The organism is Sphingomonas sp. BL-S-29, from assembly GCF_055521495.1.
This window is the reverse complement of record NZ_CM145482.1, coordinates 4377013-4393962: the sequence shown is the minus strand read 5'-3', so window position 1 is coordinate 4393962 and position 16950 is coordinate 4377013. Positions and strand designations below refer to the sequence as shown.

14 protein-coding genes are annotated in these 16950 nt (G+C 67.7%); 4 read left to right on the top strand and 10 right to left on the bottom strand.

What is annotated here, in order from left to right; translation table 11 throughout:
* Positions 1 to 87 precede the first annotated feature (87 nt).
* On the top strand, positions 88 to 4149 hold the full coding sequence (locus ACZ1I2_RS20885; protein WP_465177104.1) for a translocation/assembly module TamB domain-containing protein: 4062 nt from the start codon (positions 88 to 90) through the stop codon (positions 4147 to 4149).
* 172 nt (positions 4150 to 4321) lie between these two features.
* Here the strand turns inward: ACZ1I2_RS20885 and ACZ1I2_RS20880 are convergent, their stop codons facing one another.
* Positions 4322 to 4687 (bottom strand): VOC family protein, encoded by a 366-nt coding sequence (locus ACZ1I2_RS20880; protein WP_465175974.1) that lies wholly within the window; start codon positions 4685 to 4687, stop codon positions 4322 to 4324.
* Between the two features lie 65 nt (positions 4688 to 4752).
* Between ACZ1I2_RS20880 and ACZ1I2_RS20875 the strand changes: the two genes are divergently transcribed.
* On the top strand, positions 4753 to 5037 hold the full coding sequence (locus ACZ1I2_RS20875; protein ID WP_465181521.1) for a hypothetical protein: 285 nt from the start codon (positions 4753 to 4755) through the stop codon (positions 5035 to 5037).
* Here the strand turns inward: ACZ1I2_RS20875 and ACZ1I2_RS20870 are convergent.
* Both ACZ1I2_RS20870 and ACZ1I2_RS20865 read right to left on the bottom strand, forming a co-directional pair.
* Positions 5034 to 5870, bottom strand: coding sequence for an ATP-grasp domain-containing protein (locus tag ACZ1I2_RS20870; protein WP_465175976.1), 837 nt, complete (start codon positions 5868 to 5870; stop codon positions 5034 to 5036). The genes ACZ1I2_RS20875 and ACZ1I2_RS20870 overlap by 4 nt on opposite strands.
* Positions 5871 to 5874: 4 nt before the next feature.
* The gene (locus ACZ1I2_RS20865; protein WP_465172264.1) at positions 5875 to 7299 is read right to left on the bottom strand and encodes an aldehyde dehydrogenase family protein; all 1425 of its coding nucleotides are present in this window, start codon (positions 7297 to 7299) and stop codon (positions 5875 to 5877) included.
* A 120-nt stretch (positions 7300 to 7419) separates the two neighbouring features.
* Here ACZ1I2_RS20865 and ACZ1I2_RS20860 point away from each other — a divergent pair, with 120 nt between their 5' ends.
* Positions 7420 to 8394, top strand: coding sequence for a quinone oxidoreductase family protein (locus ACZ1I2_RS20860; RefSeq protein WP_465175977.1), 975 nt, complete (start codon positions 7420 to 7422; stop codon positions 8392 to 8394).
* Between the two features lie 27 nt (positions 8395 to 8421).
* Here the strand turns inward: ACZ1I2_RS20860 and ACZ1I2_RS20855 are convergent, their stop codons facing one another.
* Positions 8422 to 9030, bottom strand: a complete 609-nt coding sequence (locus tag ACZ1I2_RS20855) for a flavodoxin family protein (RefSeq protein ID WP_465172266.1) — start codon at positions 9028 to 9030, stop codon at positions 8422 to 8424.
* 75 nt (positions 9031 to 9105) lie between these two features.
* Between ACZ1I2_RS20855 and ACZ1I2_RS20850 the strand changes: the two genes are divergently transcribed.
* Positions 9106 to 9402 (top strand): hypothetical protein, encoded by a 297-nt coding sequence (locus ACZ1I2_RS20850; RefSeq protein WP_465172267.1) that lies wholly within the window; start codon positions 9106 to 9108, stop codon positions 9400 to 9402.
* 19 nt (positions 9403 to 9421) lie between these two features.
* Here ACZ1I2_RS20850 and ACZ1I2_RS20845 read toward each other — a convergent pair whose 3' ends face one another.
* The 6 genes from ACZ1I2_RS20845 to ybaL form a co-directional block, all read right to left on the bottom strand.
* On the bottom strand, positions 9422 to 11290 hold the full coding sequence (locus tag ACZ1I2_RS20845; protein ID WP_465175978.1) for an AsmA family protein: 1869 nt from the start codon (positions 11288 to 11290) through the stop codon (positions 9422 to 9424).
* A gap of 76 nt (positions 11291 to 11366) precedes the next feature.
* Positions 11367 to 12206: a uroporphyrinogen-III synthase gene (locus ACZ1I2_RS20840; protein WP_465175979.1), complete on the bottom strand. Its 840-nt coding sequence runs from the start codon at positions 12204 to 12206 to the stop codon at positions 11367 to 11369.
* Positions 12203 to 12553, bottom strand: a complete 351-nt coding sequence (locus ACZ1I2_RS20835) for a GreA/GreB family elongation factor (protein WP_465172270.1) — start codon at positions 12551 to 12553, stop codon at positions 12203 to 12205. Before ACZ1I2_RS20835 ends, ACZ1I2_RS20840 begins: the two co-directional genes overlap by 4 nt.
* Positions 12554 to 12899: 346 nt before the next feature.
* Positions 12900 to 14312 carry a type I glutamate--ammonia ligase gene (gene glnA, locus ACZ1I2_RS20830; RefSeq protein ID WP_465172271.1) on the bottom strand — a complete coding sequence of 471 codons (1413 nt, stop codon included), beginning with the start codon at positions 14310 to 14312 and terminating at the stop codon, positions 12900 to 12902.
* Positions 14313 to 14409: 97 nt separating this feature from the next.
* Complete coding sequence (locus ACZ1I2_RS20825; RefSeq protein WP_332718811.1) at positions 14410 to 14748, bottom strand: P-II family nitrogen regulator; 339 nt, start codon at positions 14746 to 14748, stop codon at positions 14410 to 14412.
* Between the two features lie 308 nt (positions 14749 to 15056).
* A complete protein-coding gene (ybaL, locus tag ACZ1I2_RS20820; protein ID WP_465172272.1) occupies positions 15057 to 16718 on the bottom strand; it encodes a YbaL family putative K(+) efflux transporter in 1662 nt (553 codons plus the stop codon).
* Positions 16719 to 16950: the final 232 nt, after the last annotated feature.

Sequence of the window (16950 nt, the reverse complement as noted above, 5' to 3'; positions counted from 1 at the left end):
GAAACGGCACCCCCGGCTGCCGTTAAGGCGCGCCGCCGCTGGTGGCGCTGGCTGGTGGGCGGCCTGCTGGGCATCGTTGCCTTGCTGATGGTCGGGCTGGCGGTGCTCGATACCGCCATTGGCCATCGCTGGGTGGCGGACCGGATCGCGGCGCTGCGGCCCTCCAACGGGCTGCGCTACAGCGTCGGGCGGATCGAGGGATCGCTCTTCTCCAAGGCGCGGCTGATCGACGTCCGCATCTCCGATCCCAAGGGCCTGATCTTCTACGCGCCGCGCGCCGAACTGCGCTGGGTCCCCTTCGCCTGGCTCGACAACCGCCTGCATATTCGCAGTCTGGTCATCCCCCGCGCGACCCTGGCCAAGCTTCCCCAGACGATCCGCACCGGCAAGGCCGGGCCGTTGCTGCCCTCCTTCGATATCCGGATCGGCGAGTTGCGCGTCGACCGGCTGGCGGTCTCACCGAAGATCACCGGCGTGGCGCGGATTGGCCGGCTGGCCGGACGGGCGGAAATCCATGCCGGCCGTGCGCTGGTCGATCTGAACGCGATGGTCGAGGGCAGCGACACGCTGACACTGAAGCTCGATGCCGAGCCGGATCGCAACAAGTTCGACGCGGACATCCATGCGCGCGGCAGCGCGACCGGCGTGCTGGCGAAGCTCGCCGGTTTTGCCCGCCCGATCGCGATGGACGTATCGGGCGACGGCACCTGGACCGTGTGGAAGGGCATGGCGCGCGCCGATGTCGGCGATGTGCGGCTGATCGATCTCGCGCTGACCAATCGTTCGGGCACCTATGCGCTGACCGGCACCCTCAACCCGGCGCCGCTCTCCAAAGGGAAGCTGCAGCGGCTGACGACACCGCGCGTGATCGTCAACGGCGCGGCAACCCTCGCCGAGCGGCGGCTGGAGGGCAGTCTCAACCTCCGGTCGGCGGCCATGGCGGTCGACACGGTCGGCACGGTGGATCTGGGGCAGGGCGCGTACCGCAACCTGCGGATCCATGCCCGGCTGCTCCAGCCAAAGGCGCTGTTCCCCAATATGAGCGGCCGCGGGATCGAGCTGCGCGCAATCCTCGACGGCGTCTTTGCCACCGCGCATTTCGACTATCGCCTGACCGCGGACCGCTTCGCCTTCGACCAGACCGGGTTCGAGGTCGCGCGCGCCGGCGGCGCCGGCAATTTCTCGAAACAGCCGATCAAGGTGCCGATCCGTTTCACCGCCGCGCGGGTGACCGGTGTCGGCGACGTGGCCGGCGGCATCCTGCGCAATCTCAGCCTGGACGGCGTGCTGCGCGTCACCAGCAAGTTCGTCATTGGGGACGATCTCCGCGTGAAATCGGACAAGCTGACCGGGCGGATCAACCTGATCCTCGACCTGGCGACCGGCAAGTTCGAGGTCGGGATCAACGGTATGCTCGGGCGCTACCTCATCCCCGGTCTCGGCATCGTCGACGTCAAATCGACCCTGCGCGTGGTGCCCGGCCCCGGCGGCCACGGTACACGGGTGATCGGCACCGGCACGGCGCAGATGGTGCGGCTCGACAACGCTTTCTTCCGCTCGCTCACCGGCGGCCTGCCGAAGCTCGTCACCGGGCTCGAGCGCACGCCTGACGGCATCCTCCATCTCAACAATCTGGTGCTGACCTCGCCCTCGCTGCGACTGGCCGGCAACGGCATTCGCCGTCGCGACGGCACCTTCCACTTCGAGGGGCGCGGGACTCAGGCGACCTATGGCCCGCTGACCCTGAAACTCGACGGCAAGATCGAACGGCCGACGCTCGACCTGGTGTTCGAACGGCCCAACGACACGCTGGGCCTGGCCGGCGTCGTGGCGCATCTCGATCCGACCGCGCGAGGCTTTGCGTTCACCGCGCGGGGCGGCTCGCGGCTCGGGCCGTTCGACGGCAAGGGCGAGATCCTGTTGCCGCCGGGTGGTGGTGGATCGATCCAGATCGACGAACTGAACGTCAGCGGCAGCAAGGCGACCGGAACCCTGGCGATCGTCGATGGCGGTTTCGACGGGCGACTGGCCATTGCGGGTGGTGGCCTGTCGGGCGAATTGCTGTTCCGTCCCGTCGGCAGCATCCAGCGCATCGAAGCGCATCTCGACATCGCCGCGGCCACGTTCGCCAACAACGTCACCTTGCGACGCGGTCGGATCGATGCGGTGATGCTGCTGGATCCGGCGGGGACGTCGATCGAAGCGACGGCGACCGGCGCCGGCCTCCGGCGCGGCACGCTGTCGCTCGGGCGGGTCGCGGCCAACATCTCCCTGCGCGGCGGGCGCGGCCAGATCCGCGCCTCGATCTCCGGCTCGCGTGGGCGCGCCTTCGATATCCAGACCGTGACCGAGGTGACGCCCGACAGTTTCACCCTAACGGCGCAGGGCACGCTCGATCGCCGGCCGATCAAGCTGGTGACGCCGGCGGTGTTCACGCGCGACGGCGATGGCTGGCGGCTCGCGCCGGCCAGATTGAGTTTTGCCGGCGGCGAGGCGGAAGTCGCGGGGCGGTTCACCGGCGCATCGAGTTCGGTCGACGCGACACTGTCGCGCATGCCGCTGTCGATCCTCGACATCGGCTATCCGGGCCTCGGGCTGGGCGGCACTGCCTCGGGCAAGCTGTCCTTCACGCAAAGCCGCGGGGCGGCGCCGACCGGACGGGTCGACATGACGGTGCGCGGGTTGACCCGGTCGGGACTGATCCTCTCATCGCAGCCGGTCGATGTCGGCATTGCCGGCATTCTCCAGCCGGGCAAGGCAGCGGCGCGCGCCGTGGCGAAAAGCGGCGGCAAGATGGTCGGCCGCGCCCAGGCACAGCTCACCCTGTCGGGTTCGGGCGATCTGCCGACCCAGCTGGCCAACGCCGCGCTGTTCGCGCAGCTTCGCTATGACGGCCCAGCCGATACGCTGTGGCGGCTGACCGGCATCGAGCTGTTCGACCTGACCGGCCCGATCGCGATCGGGGCCGATCTTGGCGGCAAGGTCAATGATCCGCAGATCCGCGGCGTGGTCCAGGCAAAGAATGCGCGGATCGAAAGCGGCGTGACCGGCACCCTGCTCACCAATGTCGAGGCCACCGGGCGCTTCGGCGGGTCGCGCCTGGTGATCGACAGGTTCGCGGCGGACGCGGGCAAGGGCGGGCGGGTCACCGGCACCGGCAGCTTCGATCTTGCCGCCGCCAACGGCTTCGGCATCGACCTCGCGATTCGCGCCGAGAATGCGGTGATGATCAACCGCGATGATATCGGCGCGACCGTCACCGGACCGCTGACGATCAAGTCGGATGGCCAGGGCGGGGTGATCGGCGGCGACCTGCTGCTCAACAAGAGCCGCTACCGGCTCGGCCAGGCGACCGCGGCGAGCGCGGTGCCGCAGCTCAACATCCGCGAGATCAACCTGCCCGGCGGCGGCGAGGAGGACGATGTTCCGCGCAAGCCGTGGCGGCTGGCAATCAAGGCGCACGCGCCCACCGAATTGACCGTCAGCGGTCTGGGACTCAGCAGCGAATGGTCGGCGGACCTCCAGATTGGCGGCGCGCCCGAAAACCCCGCCATCAATGGCGAGGCGGACCTGATCCGCGGCGATTACGAATTCGCCGGCCGGCAGTTCGAGCTGGTGCGCGGCCGTATCCGCTTCGCGGGCGAGGTGCCGGCCAACCCGTCGCTCGATATCGCGGCCAATGCGGATTCGACCGGGCTGAGCGCGACGATCCGGGTCACCGGCTTCGCGCAGAAGCCGGAGATCAGCTTCACCAGCACACCCGCGCTGCCGGAAGACGAGCTGCTCTCGCGGTTGCTGTTCGGCACCTCGATCACCAACCTGTCGGCGCCCGAGGCACTCCAGCTCGCGGCGGCGGTCGCGGCGCTGCGCGATGGCAGCGGCGGGCTCAACCCGATCAACGCGGTGCGCCGCGCGGCGGGCCTCGACCGGCTGCGCATCCTGCCCGCCGATCCGCAGACCGGCGCGGGCACCTCGGTCGCCGCAGGCAAATATATCACCCGCCGGCTTTTCGCCGAGATCATCACGGACGGCGCCGGCTATTCCGCGACCCAGGTCGAATTCCAGGTCACCCGCTGGCTGTCGATCCTGTCGAGCATCTCCACCCTCGGCCGCCAGAGCGCGAACCTCCGGGTGTCGAAGGATTATTGAGTTTTTTAGGTAAGCTGCGCGTCCCTCATCCGTCACGCCGGACTTGTCCGGGTCCATCGATCCGCAAACCCCACCGCTGCGGCGCTTGCGGAGCCATGGATGCCGGAACAGGTCCGGCATGATGATCTGGATTGGGAAGCGTGCGATTCAGCATGCATTCGTCGAAGCAAATCTACCGGCTCGACATGATGAACTGGTTGCCATCCGGATCGCGGAATCGCGCGAAGGTCCCCCAGGGCTGTTTCTCCGGCGGGCCATCGAATTCCACCCCGCGCTCGCTCAACTGGCGATAGCTGTAATCGACGTCGTCGCACGCGAAGGAGCCGTTGAAGAAGCTGCCGATCCGATCCTCATGCCCCTCGGGCGTGAACAGCACCACACTGGTCTCCGCGCCGGGAATGCCCAGCTCGATCCAGCGCTGAGTCTCGCCCATCGGCTGGTCGGTCACGACTCGGAACCCCATCTTCTTCGTCCAGAAATCGAGCGCGCGGTCCTGGTCCGTCGTCGGGATGCTCACGAACTTCACCATCTTTATCATCGCCATCTCCTTGCCCGCGAGCCTAGACAAGGGGCTTGCGGCCGGGGAGGGGTGCAGGCATTGCCATGGCAATGAATGCCATATCGATCGACTCCTATGTGATCGACACGCTGATGGGCGACCTGGTCGGCCATGACCGCCGGCCATCGGCCTTTCTCGTCTATCTGCTGATCGAGGCGAGCGGCCCGGAGGCGCTGAGTTACGCCATCATCGCCGAGCGTACCGGCCTGTCGCGCCGGTCCTGCCAGGCAGCAGTCGCGCACCTCGAGCGTCGCCGCCTGATCGAGGTGGAAAGGCGCGCGGAAAATGAGGCGGCGAGCTACCGGCCGCTTCGCCCCTGGCGGCGTTAGAGCCGCGCGGCCACGGCCTCCGCCAGGCGACCGGGCAGCTCCGGCGCCATATGCGGATAAAGGTCGGGCTCGATCGCCTCCAGCTCCATCAGCGCCAGGCTGCCGTCCGCGAGCCGCAACAGGTCGACCCGGGCATAGAGCGGTGCGTCAGGCAGCGCCGCGATCACGGTTTCGGCCAGCGCCCGTTGCGACGCTTCGGGCTCGAACCGGCTGAATTGCCCCCCGAATTGCGGCTGGATGCGGAAATCGCCCGGTTTTGCCACCTTGCGCACGGCATGGCTGAACATGCCCCCGATGAACAGGAAGGACAGCTCGCCCTCACCGGAAACCGCCGACACGAATGGCTGCACGATCGCATCGTCGAGCGGCTCGACTGCGTCGCCCGGCCGGACGCGCACCGTGCGGTAGCTCCCGCCCGAAACCTGCGGCTTCACCACCAGCTCCCCGGCGCCGAACCGTTCGAACGCCGCCGCGACGCTCGCCGTGTCGGCGCGGCCGAACCAGCTCGGCACGATCGGAATGCCCGCCGCTTCGAGCTCGCGCAGATAGGTCTTGCGCGTGTTCCAGGAGAGCAGGGCAGGGGCGTTGAACAGCAACCGCTCCGCCGGCCAGGCGGCGAGGATCGCTTCCCAGCGCGTGACGTCGAGATGATAGCCCCAGGCGAACAGCGCCAGCGTGACGTCGCCGTCTCCCGGTCCCTGGTCCCAGGGCCGGGTGGCAAGCGCCATGTCGCGCGCCGCAAAGGCCGCACGATACTGGTCGAGGATCGCCACCGCCGCCGCGCCATAGTCGCTGGCGGCGGCGGGCATCAGGACATCGATGGTCAGGGTCATCGGGTCAGGCGGGTTCGCCCACGATGCTCTTCACTTCCATGAAGTCGGTCAGGCCGTATTTCCCGCCCTCCCGGCCATTGCCCGACTGCTTGTAGCCGCCGAACGGGCCGCTGCCCTCGGGCGACCAGGAGTTGATCGTCACGAGTCCGGCGCGCAGCCGCGGCGCGACCTTCGCCGCAGCGGCGGGATCGCCCGAGATGGTGGCGGACAGGCCATAAGGCGTGTCGTTGGCAAGGCGGATCGCCTCGTCCTGAGTCTCATAGGAGGTGATCGTCGCGACCGGCCCGAACGTCTCTTCCTGCGCGATGCGCATGTCGGGCGTGACGCCGGTGAACAGGGTCGGCTTGATGAAATACCCCGCATTGCGCCCGTCAGGCCGCCCGGTGCCGCCGGTGACCAGCGTCGCGCCTTCGTCGATCGCTGACTGGATCAGGCCCTGGATTTTCTCATATTGCGCCTTGTTGACCACCGGGCCGATATGCGCGCCCATCACGGATGGATCGCCTACCTGAGTCGCCTCCATCATCGTCTTCACGATCTGCGTCGCGTCCTCGACCTGCGAGGCATGGACCAGAAGGCGGGTCGGTGCGATGCAGCTCTGGCCCGAATTGGCGAGCACGCCCGACACCGTCGGCGGCAGCACGCTGGCGAGATCGGCGCCCTCGAGCACCAGGTTCGGCGCCTTGCCGCCCAGTTCCTGATGCACGCGCTTCACGGTCGCGGCGGCGGCCTGCGCCACCGCGATGCCGGCGCGGGTCGATCCGGTGAAACTCACCATGTCGACGTCCTTGTGGCTCGACAGCGCCGCGCCCACACCCGGCCCGTCGCCATTGACCAGGTTGAACACGCCCGCCGGCACGCCGGCCTTTTCCAGTATCTCGGCGAGGATCATCGCGCAGGCGGGCGATTCCTCGCTCGGCTTCAGTACCATGGTGTCGCCGGCGGCGAGCGCGGGAGCGACCTTCGCGCAGATCTGATTGAGCGGCCAGTTCCACGGCGTGATCATCGCGACGACGCCCAGCGGCTCATGCACCACCCGGGCGCGGCCCAGGCGCTCCTCGAACTGGAACGCGTTCAGCGCCTTCAGTGTGTTCATGAAATGACCAAGCCCGGTCGGTGCCTGCGCCGCGGTGGCGAAGCCGATCGGCGCGCCCATTTCCTGGCTGATCGCGGCGGCGAGATCGGGGATGCGCGCCTTATATTCCTCGATGATCCGGCCGAGCAGCGCGGCGCGCTCCTCGACGCTGGTCTGCGACCAGCTCTCGAACGCGCGGCGGGCCGCGGCGACCGCCTTGTCGACATCGGCGCTGGTGCCGAGCGTGATCTCGGTGCAGGGCTGCTCGGTCGCCGGATCGATCACCTCATGGCGCGTGCCGCCCTCGCTCTCGACCCAGGCGCCGTCGATATACTGGTTGAGGTAGCTCTTCATCCTCGCCTCCGATTTTTGAATTCGCGGTACGGTGTTGCGGTCTAGATGGCTGGCAACGCGAAACGTTGCAACCTGAAACGCGATGATTATGTGCACCTCATCCCAGCAGGAGACCGACACATGGCGCGCGTTGCAAGGATCGAGCGGACCGGTGGTCCGGAGGTGATTCAGTGGGTCGATATCGACCTGCCCGATCCCGGTCCCGGTGAGGTCCGCATGCGCAACACCGCGGTCGGGCTGAACTATATCGACACCTATTTCCGCAGCGGCCTCTACCCCGCCGAGCTGCCGACCAGCCTTGGCGGCGAAGCGGCAGGCGTGATCGAGGCGGTCGGCCCCGGCGTCGACGGAGTCGCGGTCGGCGACCGGGTCGGCACCTTCGGCCCGGCGCGGGGTGCCTATGCGACCGAACGCAACCTGCCGGCGGACCAGGTGATGATCCTGCCCGACAGCGTCGACGATCGCACCGCCGCGGCGCTGCTGCTCAAGGGATGCACGGCGGAATTCCTGGTCGAGCGCTGCGCCAAGGTGCAGGCCGGCCAGACCGTGCTGGTCCATGCCGCGGCGGGCGGTGTCGGCCATCTGCTGGTCGGCTGGCTCAAGTATATCGGGGCGACGGTGATCGGCACGGTCAGTACCGAGGAGAAGGCCGAGCAGGCGCGTGCGGCGGGCGCCGACCATATCCTGCTGTACAAGCAGGTCGATGTGGCGAAGGAGGTCCGCGCGCTGACCGGTGGCAAGGGCGTCCCGGTGGTGCTCGATGGCATCGGCAGGACGACCTGGCAGGTCTCGCTGGCCGCCGCGGCGAAGCGCGGCCTGATCGTCAGCTATGGCAATGCCGGGGGCGCCGTCACCGATGTGGCGCTCGGCGTGCTGGCGGCCAAAGGCTCGCTGTTCGTCACGCGTCCGACCCTGTTCGACTATTATCTCGACCATGCCGAGAAACAGGCCGGCACCGACCGCCTGTTCGAGATGCTGGCGGCCGGCGCGATCGTGCCGGAGATCGGCCAGACCTTCGCCCTGGAAGATGCCGCCGAGGCGCACCGCGCGCTGGAGGCGGGCGAGACGCGCGGGGCGACGGTGCTGATCCCTTAATTCCTGCCCGTGCCGGGGAGGATTGAACTATCCGGGATACGGTGCGCCCTTCAGCAAGCCGGCCAGATGCGCCGCATTCCCCGCCACCATCTTCGCGGTCTCCAGCACTTTGTCCGGCGTCTTCTCCAGATCCTTGAAGTCGACATCCCCCATCGCCTCGCCAACCCAGTAACAGGCGGCGACCGCAGGGATCGTCCAACCCACATCGTTCAGCGACTGAAAGATCTGCGAGGACGACATATGCGCCCCGTCCTCATTGCCGACGATCGCGGCGATCGCGACCTTCGAGTAGCTCGGCATCCGCCCCTGATCATCGGTTTCGCTCAGGAAGGCATCCATCCGCTCGAGCACGCGCTTGCCGACGCTGCCGACCTGGCCCATCCAGATCGGCCCGCCGAAGATCAATATGTCATGCGCCAGGATCTTTTCGCGCAGCGCCGGCCATTCGTCGCCATCGCCTTCATCGGAGGTAACGCCCGGCTTGATGTCGAACGCTGCGACACGAATCGTCTCGGTCACCTCCACATCCACCCTGGCGAACGCGTCCTTCAGCACCGCGATCATCGCGTCAGTGGAAGATTCCTTCGAGGCGTCGGCCTTGAGCGTGCAGTTGAGGGCGATGGCTTTAAGCGTCATGGTCGGGTTCCTCGTGATGGTGCTCACCAGCAAACGAGGAGCGATCGAAACCTATCCCTTTGACGAGGCGACGAAATGACCCTGGCGCTTCTCTTCCTCGCCGGCGCGCTGCTCTGCAACGCCATTCCCCATCTCGCCAGCGGCCTGAGCGGCGATCCCTTCCCGACGCCCTTCGCCACACCCCGCGGCATCGGCAATTCGCCGCCGCTGGTGAACATGCTGTGGGGCTCGGCCAATCTCTTCGCCGGCGTGGCGCTGATGATCCTCTGGCTGCCGGACGCCGGCCTGCTGCCTGGTCTGGTCGCCGCAGCGGCCGGCTGGCTCGCAATCGGCGCCTATCTTGCCTGGCATTTCGGCAAGGTCCGGGGGTAGAGCGCTCGTCGCGAAGCGATCACCCCAGCGTCCGCGCTGCCAGCCCCGCGCAGTCCGCGTCCGTCGCGCGCGGCCGCTGAGTTCCGGCGATCGACCGGCCGATCGCCTTGAAGATATTGCCGACCGACTTGGTACCCGGCGCGAGCCCGACGTCGGGCGCCTTGATCGACCCGCCGATGGTCAGCGATCCGGGCAGGCGCAGCACGCTTTTCTCCTTGGGCGCGCCGGTCACGCGGATCGCCATCTGCTCGGACGGGAAGCCGATCGTGCCGGTGCCGTTCGCCTGGCTGCGAGTCGTGTCGATCAGGAACGGATCGGTCGTCCCGACCCCGCGCCGCACCGAGAGCCGGACGATCGCGCAGCGCAGGGTCGACCGCGCGTCCTTGTCGGTGAACAGCCCGCGGCCAAGATCCAGGCCGAGGAAAGAGGCGATCTTCGCCGGCAGCACGCCGTCCCGCGCGACCAGCCCGATCGTGCCGTCCGAGGCGCCGACCACCTCGCGGATCGTGCTGCCGGTGCCGGTCAGCTTCACCCGGCCGTCGACGCGCCCGTCGACCTCGCCACCGCCGCCCGCGAGCGTGGCGATGCTGCTGCCGCGCATCGTCAGGTCGATCCGCACCAGCGGCTCCCTGCGCCCGCCGCGCTGATCGACTCGCATCGATCCGGTGATGGCGCCGCGAGTCAGGTCGAGCGCGAACGGGGCAATGGTCATCAGCTGATGGTCGATCGTGATGGTGCCGCGCATCGCCCGCAGCGACGAGGGCTTGGCGCTGACCAGCTGCCGGGCGGTGAAGGCGATGGTGCCGTCGGTGCGGGTGATCTTGCGGATGTTGATCCGCGTGTCGGGCACCAGCCGCGCCCCGATCGCCTGGCGCTTCGCCGCTGCCTCGGCGGCGCCCGCGCGTGACGCGAAATCGTCGAAGTCGAGCCGGTTGGAGAAGACCGCGCCGTCCAGCTTGGTCCGCCCGTCGACCTTGCGCACGGTGACATGCCCGGCAATGTCCGACTGGCCGATCAGTCCGCTCAGGCCGGTGACCTTCCACATGACCCCGTCGCGCCGGGCATGGGCCTTGAGCCGGACCGGGCGGGTGCCGAACAGGCCGGCCTCGACGATCGAGTCGACGAATTTCAGATCGTCGGCGCGGGCGGTGACATCCATGCTCAGCGCGCCCGGATCGAGCGGCGCATCCATCGCCCCGATGATCGTCATGTCGAGCGCGGCACCGCGGATCGTCGCCCGGAACGGCCAGGGCTTGCCTTCGGCGCCCTCGACCGCGGGGCCGCGCGCCGCGATCGTCACCGGCTCGCCGCGCACCACGCCGGTGCCGTCCAGGGTCACGCCGCGCTGCGGATCGGCGGCGATCGCCGCGGTGAAGGTGCGTTGCTGAAAGGCATCGCGATAGGTGATGCTGCTGTTCGCGATCCGCAGGCTGGTCGGGGATATCGCATCCCCGCCGCCGCCATCCTGCGCGGGGTCGTCGGGCTTGCTCCAGCTCTTGCGGCGCTGCGCGTCGCGAACGAGCACGAGATGCGCGCCGTTGACGTCGATCGTGCCCGGGCGGAACTGGCCGATCAGCAGCGGCAATACCGGGAAGCGCAGCGTCGCGCTGTCGACCTTGATCAGGTCGCCCGTCCCGGCCCAGCTCGCCTGCGGGATGCGCAACCCCCGGATCGCGACGGTCGGCGAGAGCGAGAAACCGTCGAGCCGCTCGACCGAGGCGATCGTCACCTTCCGCCCGAAACTGTCGCTCAGCCGCGACTCGATGGTCGATTTGAACATTCCCCATGGCATCATCGCGAGCACGACCAGCGCCACGACGAGCAGCGCAATCACGCCCCCGGCGGCGAGATGGAGTCGCCGGTCGGCGAGGACAGTGCGGATGGTCATCGCGGGAAGGACGAACCGACCGGCGGATCGTTCCGTTTGCCGGACGCCCGGTTCCCCGGGACGGGCGGTGGCCCGCTCATGCGGCAGGGGGTGGCCCATCGTCTTGCGGGCCGCCGGCCGGCCATGGATCATTGGCCGGTCCAGGCCTTCGCCGCCGCCCCGCGCCGAACCGGATCGGCACCGGCCGCAGCAGCACGCGACCGGCCGTGGATTGCGTCGGCCACCGCGTCGGCAGCGCTTCGCTTTCGACCAGCGCCATCAGGTCCCGTTCGGTCGGCGCGGCGGCCCAGGACAGCGTTATCCCGTCCAGGCCGTCCAGAAGCAGCGCGCTCGCCGGTGAGATGCACCAGATTGGCCCGCGCCAGCCGGTCCGCTCGATGATCTGGCGCACGGCCAGGGCCCCGCCGCAGGAATGGACCAGGATTCCGCCGACACCGGTCGGGACGGGCGTGTCGCCGAGTTCGGCGGGATCCACCGGCTCCATGTCGTACACCGGTACATGGTCGACCCGGAAACCCTTGCCGGACAGGCGTTGGCTGAACCCCGGTGACGTCCGGCGCGCGCAGAATTCGGTCAGCCGTCCGCCGGGCGGCAGGACATGCGCGAGCAGCCCGGCCAATATCCCCGCATCGTCGCCGGTCGAGGTGATGTTCGCATAGCCGGCCGCACGGGCGGCGCGGGCGACTCCTTCCGACGCAGCGAAGACGGCGACGGTGTCGTTCACCGCTGGCCGGCGGTGGTGGCGGACGGCATGCGCGCTGGTGAACATGATCGCGTCGGGCCGGCCTGTCCCCGGCTCGTGCTCGATCGCCCGGGTGCGGAGCACCGGCACGACGATCGACCCATAGCCCATCGCTCTCAGGCGCCGGGCGGTCGCGAGATTGTCGGGCGCTGCCCGCGTCACCCACAGAGTCATGGGGTAAGCTCGGCGTCGCGCGGCGCGACCTTCATGATGCGCAGGGTGCGTGTCCGACCCTGTCGATCGGGCCAGACGATGCGATCGCCTTCGCGCAGGCCGATCAATCCCGCCGCGACGGGCGTCAGGATGGAGATGCGCCCGCGCTCGACATCCGCTTCATTGGGATAGACCAGGCGGACGGTGCGGCGCACATCGCTGCTCTCGTCGAGATAGTCCAGCTCGGCGTTCATCGTCACGGTCCCGGGCGGCAGCTCCCGTGCCGGGTAGAGAATGGCCCGCTCGAGTTCGGCCAGCAGAAGCGAGGAGGCGAGGGGGTTGAGATGCCGACGCTCGAGCGCCAGCATTTCCAGACGGCGGCATTCCGCGTCGATTAGGCACGGCACAGGCGCCGCGCAGGCAGATATGGCAGGTTGGGGAATCACGATTGTCCATCCGCTGAAGGGCCGCCGTTCGGCAGCGCTGAAATTTCTATGGCGAGATGACACCCGGGCACCGGCGGCGAAGCCGAGCGGAACCCGGGCTAGCCGCGTGCGGCGAGTTGCCCCGAATGGTCGCGAAAGCGGTCGTGATGCGCAGCGATCTGCATGGTGGCAGGATGGGCCGGGAGGCCGGGCAAGTCAAACATTGCCGCCCGATAGAAAAAGGGCGCCCGGATCGCTCCGGACGCCCTCCCTCTCGAAACGAATTCGATCAGTAGGAATAATACATGTCGTACTCGACCGGGCTCGGGGTCATTTCCCAGCGCGCCACGTCTTCCATCTTCAGCTCGATGTATGATTCGATCTGGTCGGGGGTGAACACGCCGCCCTTGAGCAGATAGTCGTTGTCGGCCGCCAGATTCTCCAGCGCCTCGCGCAGCGACGCGCAGACGGTCGGCACCTGGGCGAGCTCTGCCGGCGGCAGGTCGTACAGGTTCTTGTCCATCGCCTCGCCCGGGTGGATGCGGTTCTGGATGCCGTCGAGGCCGGCCATCAGCAGCGCCGCGTAGCAGAGATACGGATTGGCCATCGCGTCGGGGAAGCGCACTTCCACGCGCTTCGCCTTGGCGCCCGTGCCGTACGGGATGCGGCACGATGCCGAGCGGTTGCGTGCCGAATAAGCGAGCAGCACCGGCGCTTCATAGCCCGGGACCAGACGCTTGTAGCTGTTGGTCGACGGGTTGGTGAAGGCGTTCAGCGACTTGGCATGCTTGATGATGCCGCCGATGAAATACAGGCAGGTGTCGCTCAGGCCCGCATAGCCATTGCCCGCGAACAGCGGCTTGCCGCCTTCCCAGATGGAAAGGTGGGTGTGCATGCCCGAGCCGTTATCTTCCTTGATCGGCTTCGGCATGAAGGTGACGGTCTTGCCATAGGCCTGCGCGACCTGGTGGCAGACATATTTGTAGATCTGCATGCGGTCGGCGGTCAGCGTCAGCGTGCCGAAGGTCAGGCCGAGCTCATGCTGGGCCGCGGCAACCTCATGGTGATGCTTGTCGCAGGGCAGGCCCATTTCGAGCATGGTCGAGACCATCTCGCCGCGGATGTCGACGGCGCTGTCGACCGGGCCGACGGGGAAATAACCGCCCTTGGCGCGCGGACGATGGCCGAGGTTGCCGCCCTCATAGTCGCGGCCGGTGTTGGTCGGCAGCTCGATATCGTCGATCTTGTAATAGCTCGTCGCGTAGCTCGTCTCGAACTGCACATTGTCGAACATGAAGAACTCGGCTTCCGGACCGATATAGATGGTGTCGCCGATGCCGGTGGTCTTGAGATACGCTTCCGAGCGCTTCGCGGTCGAGCGCGGGTCGCGGGCATAGAGCTCGCCGGTCGAAGGCTCGACGATGTCGCACACCAGGATCAGCATCGGCGTCGCCGAGAAGGGATCGGTCCACACCGCGTCCAGATCCGGCTTCAGGATCATGTCGGACTCGTTGATCACCTTCCAGCCCGCGATCGACGATCCGTCGAACATGAAGCCGTCGGTAAGCTCGTCTTCGCCGACGACGGACGACACCATCGTCAGATGCTGCCACTTGCCCTTGGGATCAGTGAATCGCAGATCGACCCACTCGATCTCCTGTTCCTTGATCATCTTCAGGACGTCGTTCGCCGAATTCGCCATATGCCCCTAGCCTTTCTGGAAATGTCGTTTGCCCGATAGAATCGGGAATCATGATGTTGCCCCGGAGGGCCCTGCTGTCACAAAATGCTGCGTTGCGTCAAATAGCGTCTTCGTTGCGCTCCCCCGTACGAATGCGGAGCGCGGTTTCGACCGGAATGACGAAGATCTTGCCGTCGCCGATGCGGCCGGTTTGCGCGGCGGCGGCGATCGCCTCCACCACGCGGTCGGCCAGCGCGTCCTCGACCACGACCTCGAGCTTCACCTTGGGCAGGAAATCGACGACATACTCCGCGCCGCGATACAGTTCGGTATGCCCCTTCTGGCGCCCGAAACCCTTGGCTTCGGTAACGGTGATGCCGGATACGCCGACTTCGTGCAGCGCCTCCTTCACTTCGTCCAGCTTGAACGGCTTGATGATAGCCTCGATCTTCTTCACGTCGGTACGCCCCCGGGGTAAGTGGTTGGCCAGTCCGAGCCGCCAAAAACTGAGCGGGCGTCCATGCCTGTCGGCAACCCTTACAACAAGCGTGCCAGCCGCGCGAGCGCGGAACGCCGCGACGCGACGCGCGATTCGCGCGCCAACCTATGCCTAACGCCCGTGCAGGCGGGCAGGGGCTGCCCTATTTTGCGGCAGTGTCCGGCGTTGTCGGCAGACAAGAGGCCAGTGCAAAAAGGGGGCAGAGCGAATTGCCGCTCAATCCGCTCGACCGCGATCGGGCAGGGTCAGGATCATTGCCTCCTCCGTCACGCCGCCGAGGGTATCGGCACGCCCTGCCCGGCGGCGGCCCGGCCCGCCAGCTCGAGCATCCGTGAAGCGATTTCGCGCTCGCCCATCACCACATGCGCGACCTTCAGCTTTTCCAGATGCTGCACCTCCGCGTCCGAATGCGCGCGTGCGATGATCGGCACCGCCGGATTGAGCGTGCGCGCGCGCTCGACGATCGCGCCCGCTTCGAACCCTTCCGGAATCGCGATCAGCAGTTTGTCGGCACTGTCGATCCCCGCCGCCATCAGCGTTTCGGCATCGACGGCATTGCCGCGCACGACGACCGCCCCATCGGCTTCGGCGCGTTTCGCCGCCACGTCCTGGTCCTCGACCACGATGGTGTCGCGCCCGCGCAGCGCCAGGTCGCGGGCGATCAGCCGGCCGACCCGGCCATAGCCGATCAGGACGACATGACCCTTGCGCGGCGCGGGCTGCGGCGCGTCGTCGCGCTCGCCCTCGGCCTTGCGCAGCCGGGAGGCGACCAGCGAAAAGATGAACGGATTGAGGAAGATCGAGATGATCGCGCCCGCCAGGATCAGGTCGTTCGCTGCCTTGGGCAGGATCTGCAGGCTGGTGCCGAGGCTGGCGAGAATGAAGGAGAATTCGCCGATCTGTGCAAGGCTTGCCGCCACCGTCAGCGCGGTCCGGTTGGAATGGCCGAAGACGCGGACGATGGCATATGCCGCGATCGATTTGCCGAACACGATGATGCCCACGGTGGCAAGCAGCGGCAGCGGCTGCCGCACCACCACCGACGGATCGAACAACATGCCGACCGACACGAAGAACAGCACCGCGAACGCGTCGCGCAGCGGCAGGGTCTCCTCCGCCGCCTGACGGCTGAGCTGAGTCTCGCCCAGGATCATGCCGGCGAAGAAGGCGCCGAGCGCGAAGGATACGTCAAACACATAGGCTGCGCCGAAAGCGACGCCGAGCGCGATCGCCAGCACCGCGAGCCGGAACAGCTCGCGCGACCCGGTATGCACCACCCAGTGCAGCGCCGCGGGAATGATCCGGCGCCCGACCACCAGCATCAGCGCGATGAACCCGGCGACCTTGGCGAAGGTGATCAGCATCGGCACGATCAGCGTCGACGCGCCCCCGCCATCGGCGCCGTTGATCACCTTGGCGAGCGGCGGCAGCAGCACCAGCGCCAGGACCATGGCAAGGTCCTCCACGATCAGCCAGCCGACCGCGATCCGGCCGCGCTCGGTCTCGACCAGCTTGCGCGATTGCAGCGCGCGCAGCAGCACCACGGTGCTCGCCACCGACAGCGCCAGCCCGAACACGAAGCCGGCGAACAGGCCCCAGCCGAGCAGCAGCGCCAGCCCGATGCCCAGCAGCGTCGCCACCGCGATCTGGACGATCGCCCCCGGCACCGCGATGTTGCGGACGGACAGCAGGTCGCGCAGCGAGAAATGCAGCCCGACGCCGAACATCAGCAGGATGACGCCGATCTCGGCGAGCTCGTTGGCCAGGTCTCCATCAGCGACGAAGCCGGGAGTGAATGGCCCGACGATGACGCCGGCCAGCAGATATCCGGCGATCGGCGACACCTTCAGCCGGTGCGCGATCGATCCGGTGACGAAGGCGGTGAACAGCGCGGCGACGATGGTGGCGATCAGGGGCGTATGGTGCATCGGGTCTCCTTGACGGGGTGGTAACGGCACGCGCCGGGCGGGCCGGTGCCGGCGGACGAAGCGCCCGCCGGCGGTCGAGTCATTGGGCGGTGCTCGCGACCGCGGCGATCATCGCCGCGCTTGCCGCAATTCCCGCCCACAGGGCGGCGGCGAACCACCAGGGCGGCCGCTTGGTTTGTCGGGTCATCACTCATTCCTTGTCGAAAAGCGCAAGGGGGCGGATGAGGCCGCT

Excerpts from the sequence above, each read along its gene's own strand:
- ACZ1I2_RS20840 (WP_465175979.1), bottom strand. The coding sequence starts at position 12,206 with ATGACTCTGTGGGTGACGCGGGCAGCGCCCGACAATCTCGCGACCGCC.
- ACZ1I2_RS20875 (WP_465181521.1), top strand. The coding sequence starts at position 4,753 with ATGGCAATGAATGCCATATCGATCGACTCCTATGTGATCGACACGCTG.
- ACZ1I2_RS20860 (WP_465175977.1), top strand. The coding sequence starts at position 7,420 with ATGGCGCGCGTTGCAAGGATCGAGCGGACCGGTGGTCCGGAGGTGATT.
- ACZ1I2_RS20870 (WP_465175976.1), bottom strand. The coding sequence starts at position 5,870 with ATGACCCTGACCATCGATGTCCTGATGCCCGCCGCCGCCAGCGACTAT.
- glnA (WP_465172271.1), bottom strand. The coding sequence starts at position 14,312 with ATGGCGAATTCGGCGAACGACGTCCTGAAGATGATCAAGGAACAGGAG.
- ACZ1I2_RS20845 (WP_465175978.1), bottom strand. The coding sequence starts at position 11,290 with ATGACCATCCGCACTGTCCTCGCCGACCGGCGACTCCATCTCGCCGCC.
- ybaL (WP_465172272.1), bottom strand. The coding sequence starts at position 16,718 with ATGCACCATACGCCCCTGATCGCCACCATCGTCGCCGCGCTGTTCACC.
- ACZ1I2_RS20855 (WP_465172266.1), bottom strand. The coding sequence starts at position 9,030 with ATGACGCTTAAAGCCATCGCCCTCAACTGCACGCTCAAGGCCGACGCC.
- ACZ1I2_RS20865 (WP_465172264.1), bottom strand. The coding sequence starts at position 7,299 with ATGAAGAGCTACCTCAACCAGTATATCGACGGCGCCTGGGTCGAGAGC.
- ACZ1I2_RS20885 (WP_465177104.1), top strand. The coding sequence starts at position 88 with ATGGTCGGGCTGGCGGTGCTCGATACCGCCATTGGCCATCGCTGGGTG.
- ACZ1I2_RS20880 (WP_465175974.1), bottom strand. The coding sequence starts at position 4,687 with ATGATAAAGATGGTGAAGTTCGTGAGCATCCCGACGACGGACCAGGAC.
- ACZ1I2_RS20850 (WP_465172267.1), top strand. The coding sequence starts at position 9,106 with ATGACCCTGGCGCTTCTCTTCCTCGCCGGCGCGCTGCTCTGCAACGCC.
- ACZ1I2_RS20835 (WP_465172270.1), bottom strand. The coding sequence starts at position 12,553 with ATGCTGGCGCTCGAGCGTCGGCATCTCAACCCCCTCGCCTCCTCGCTT.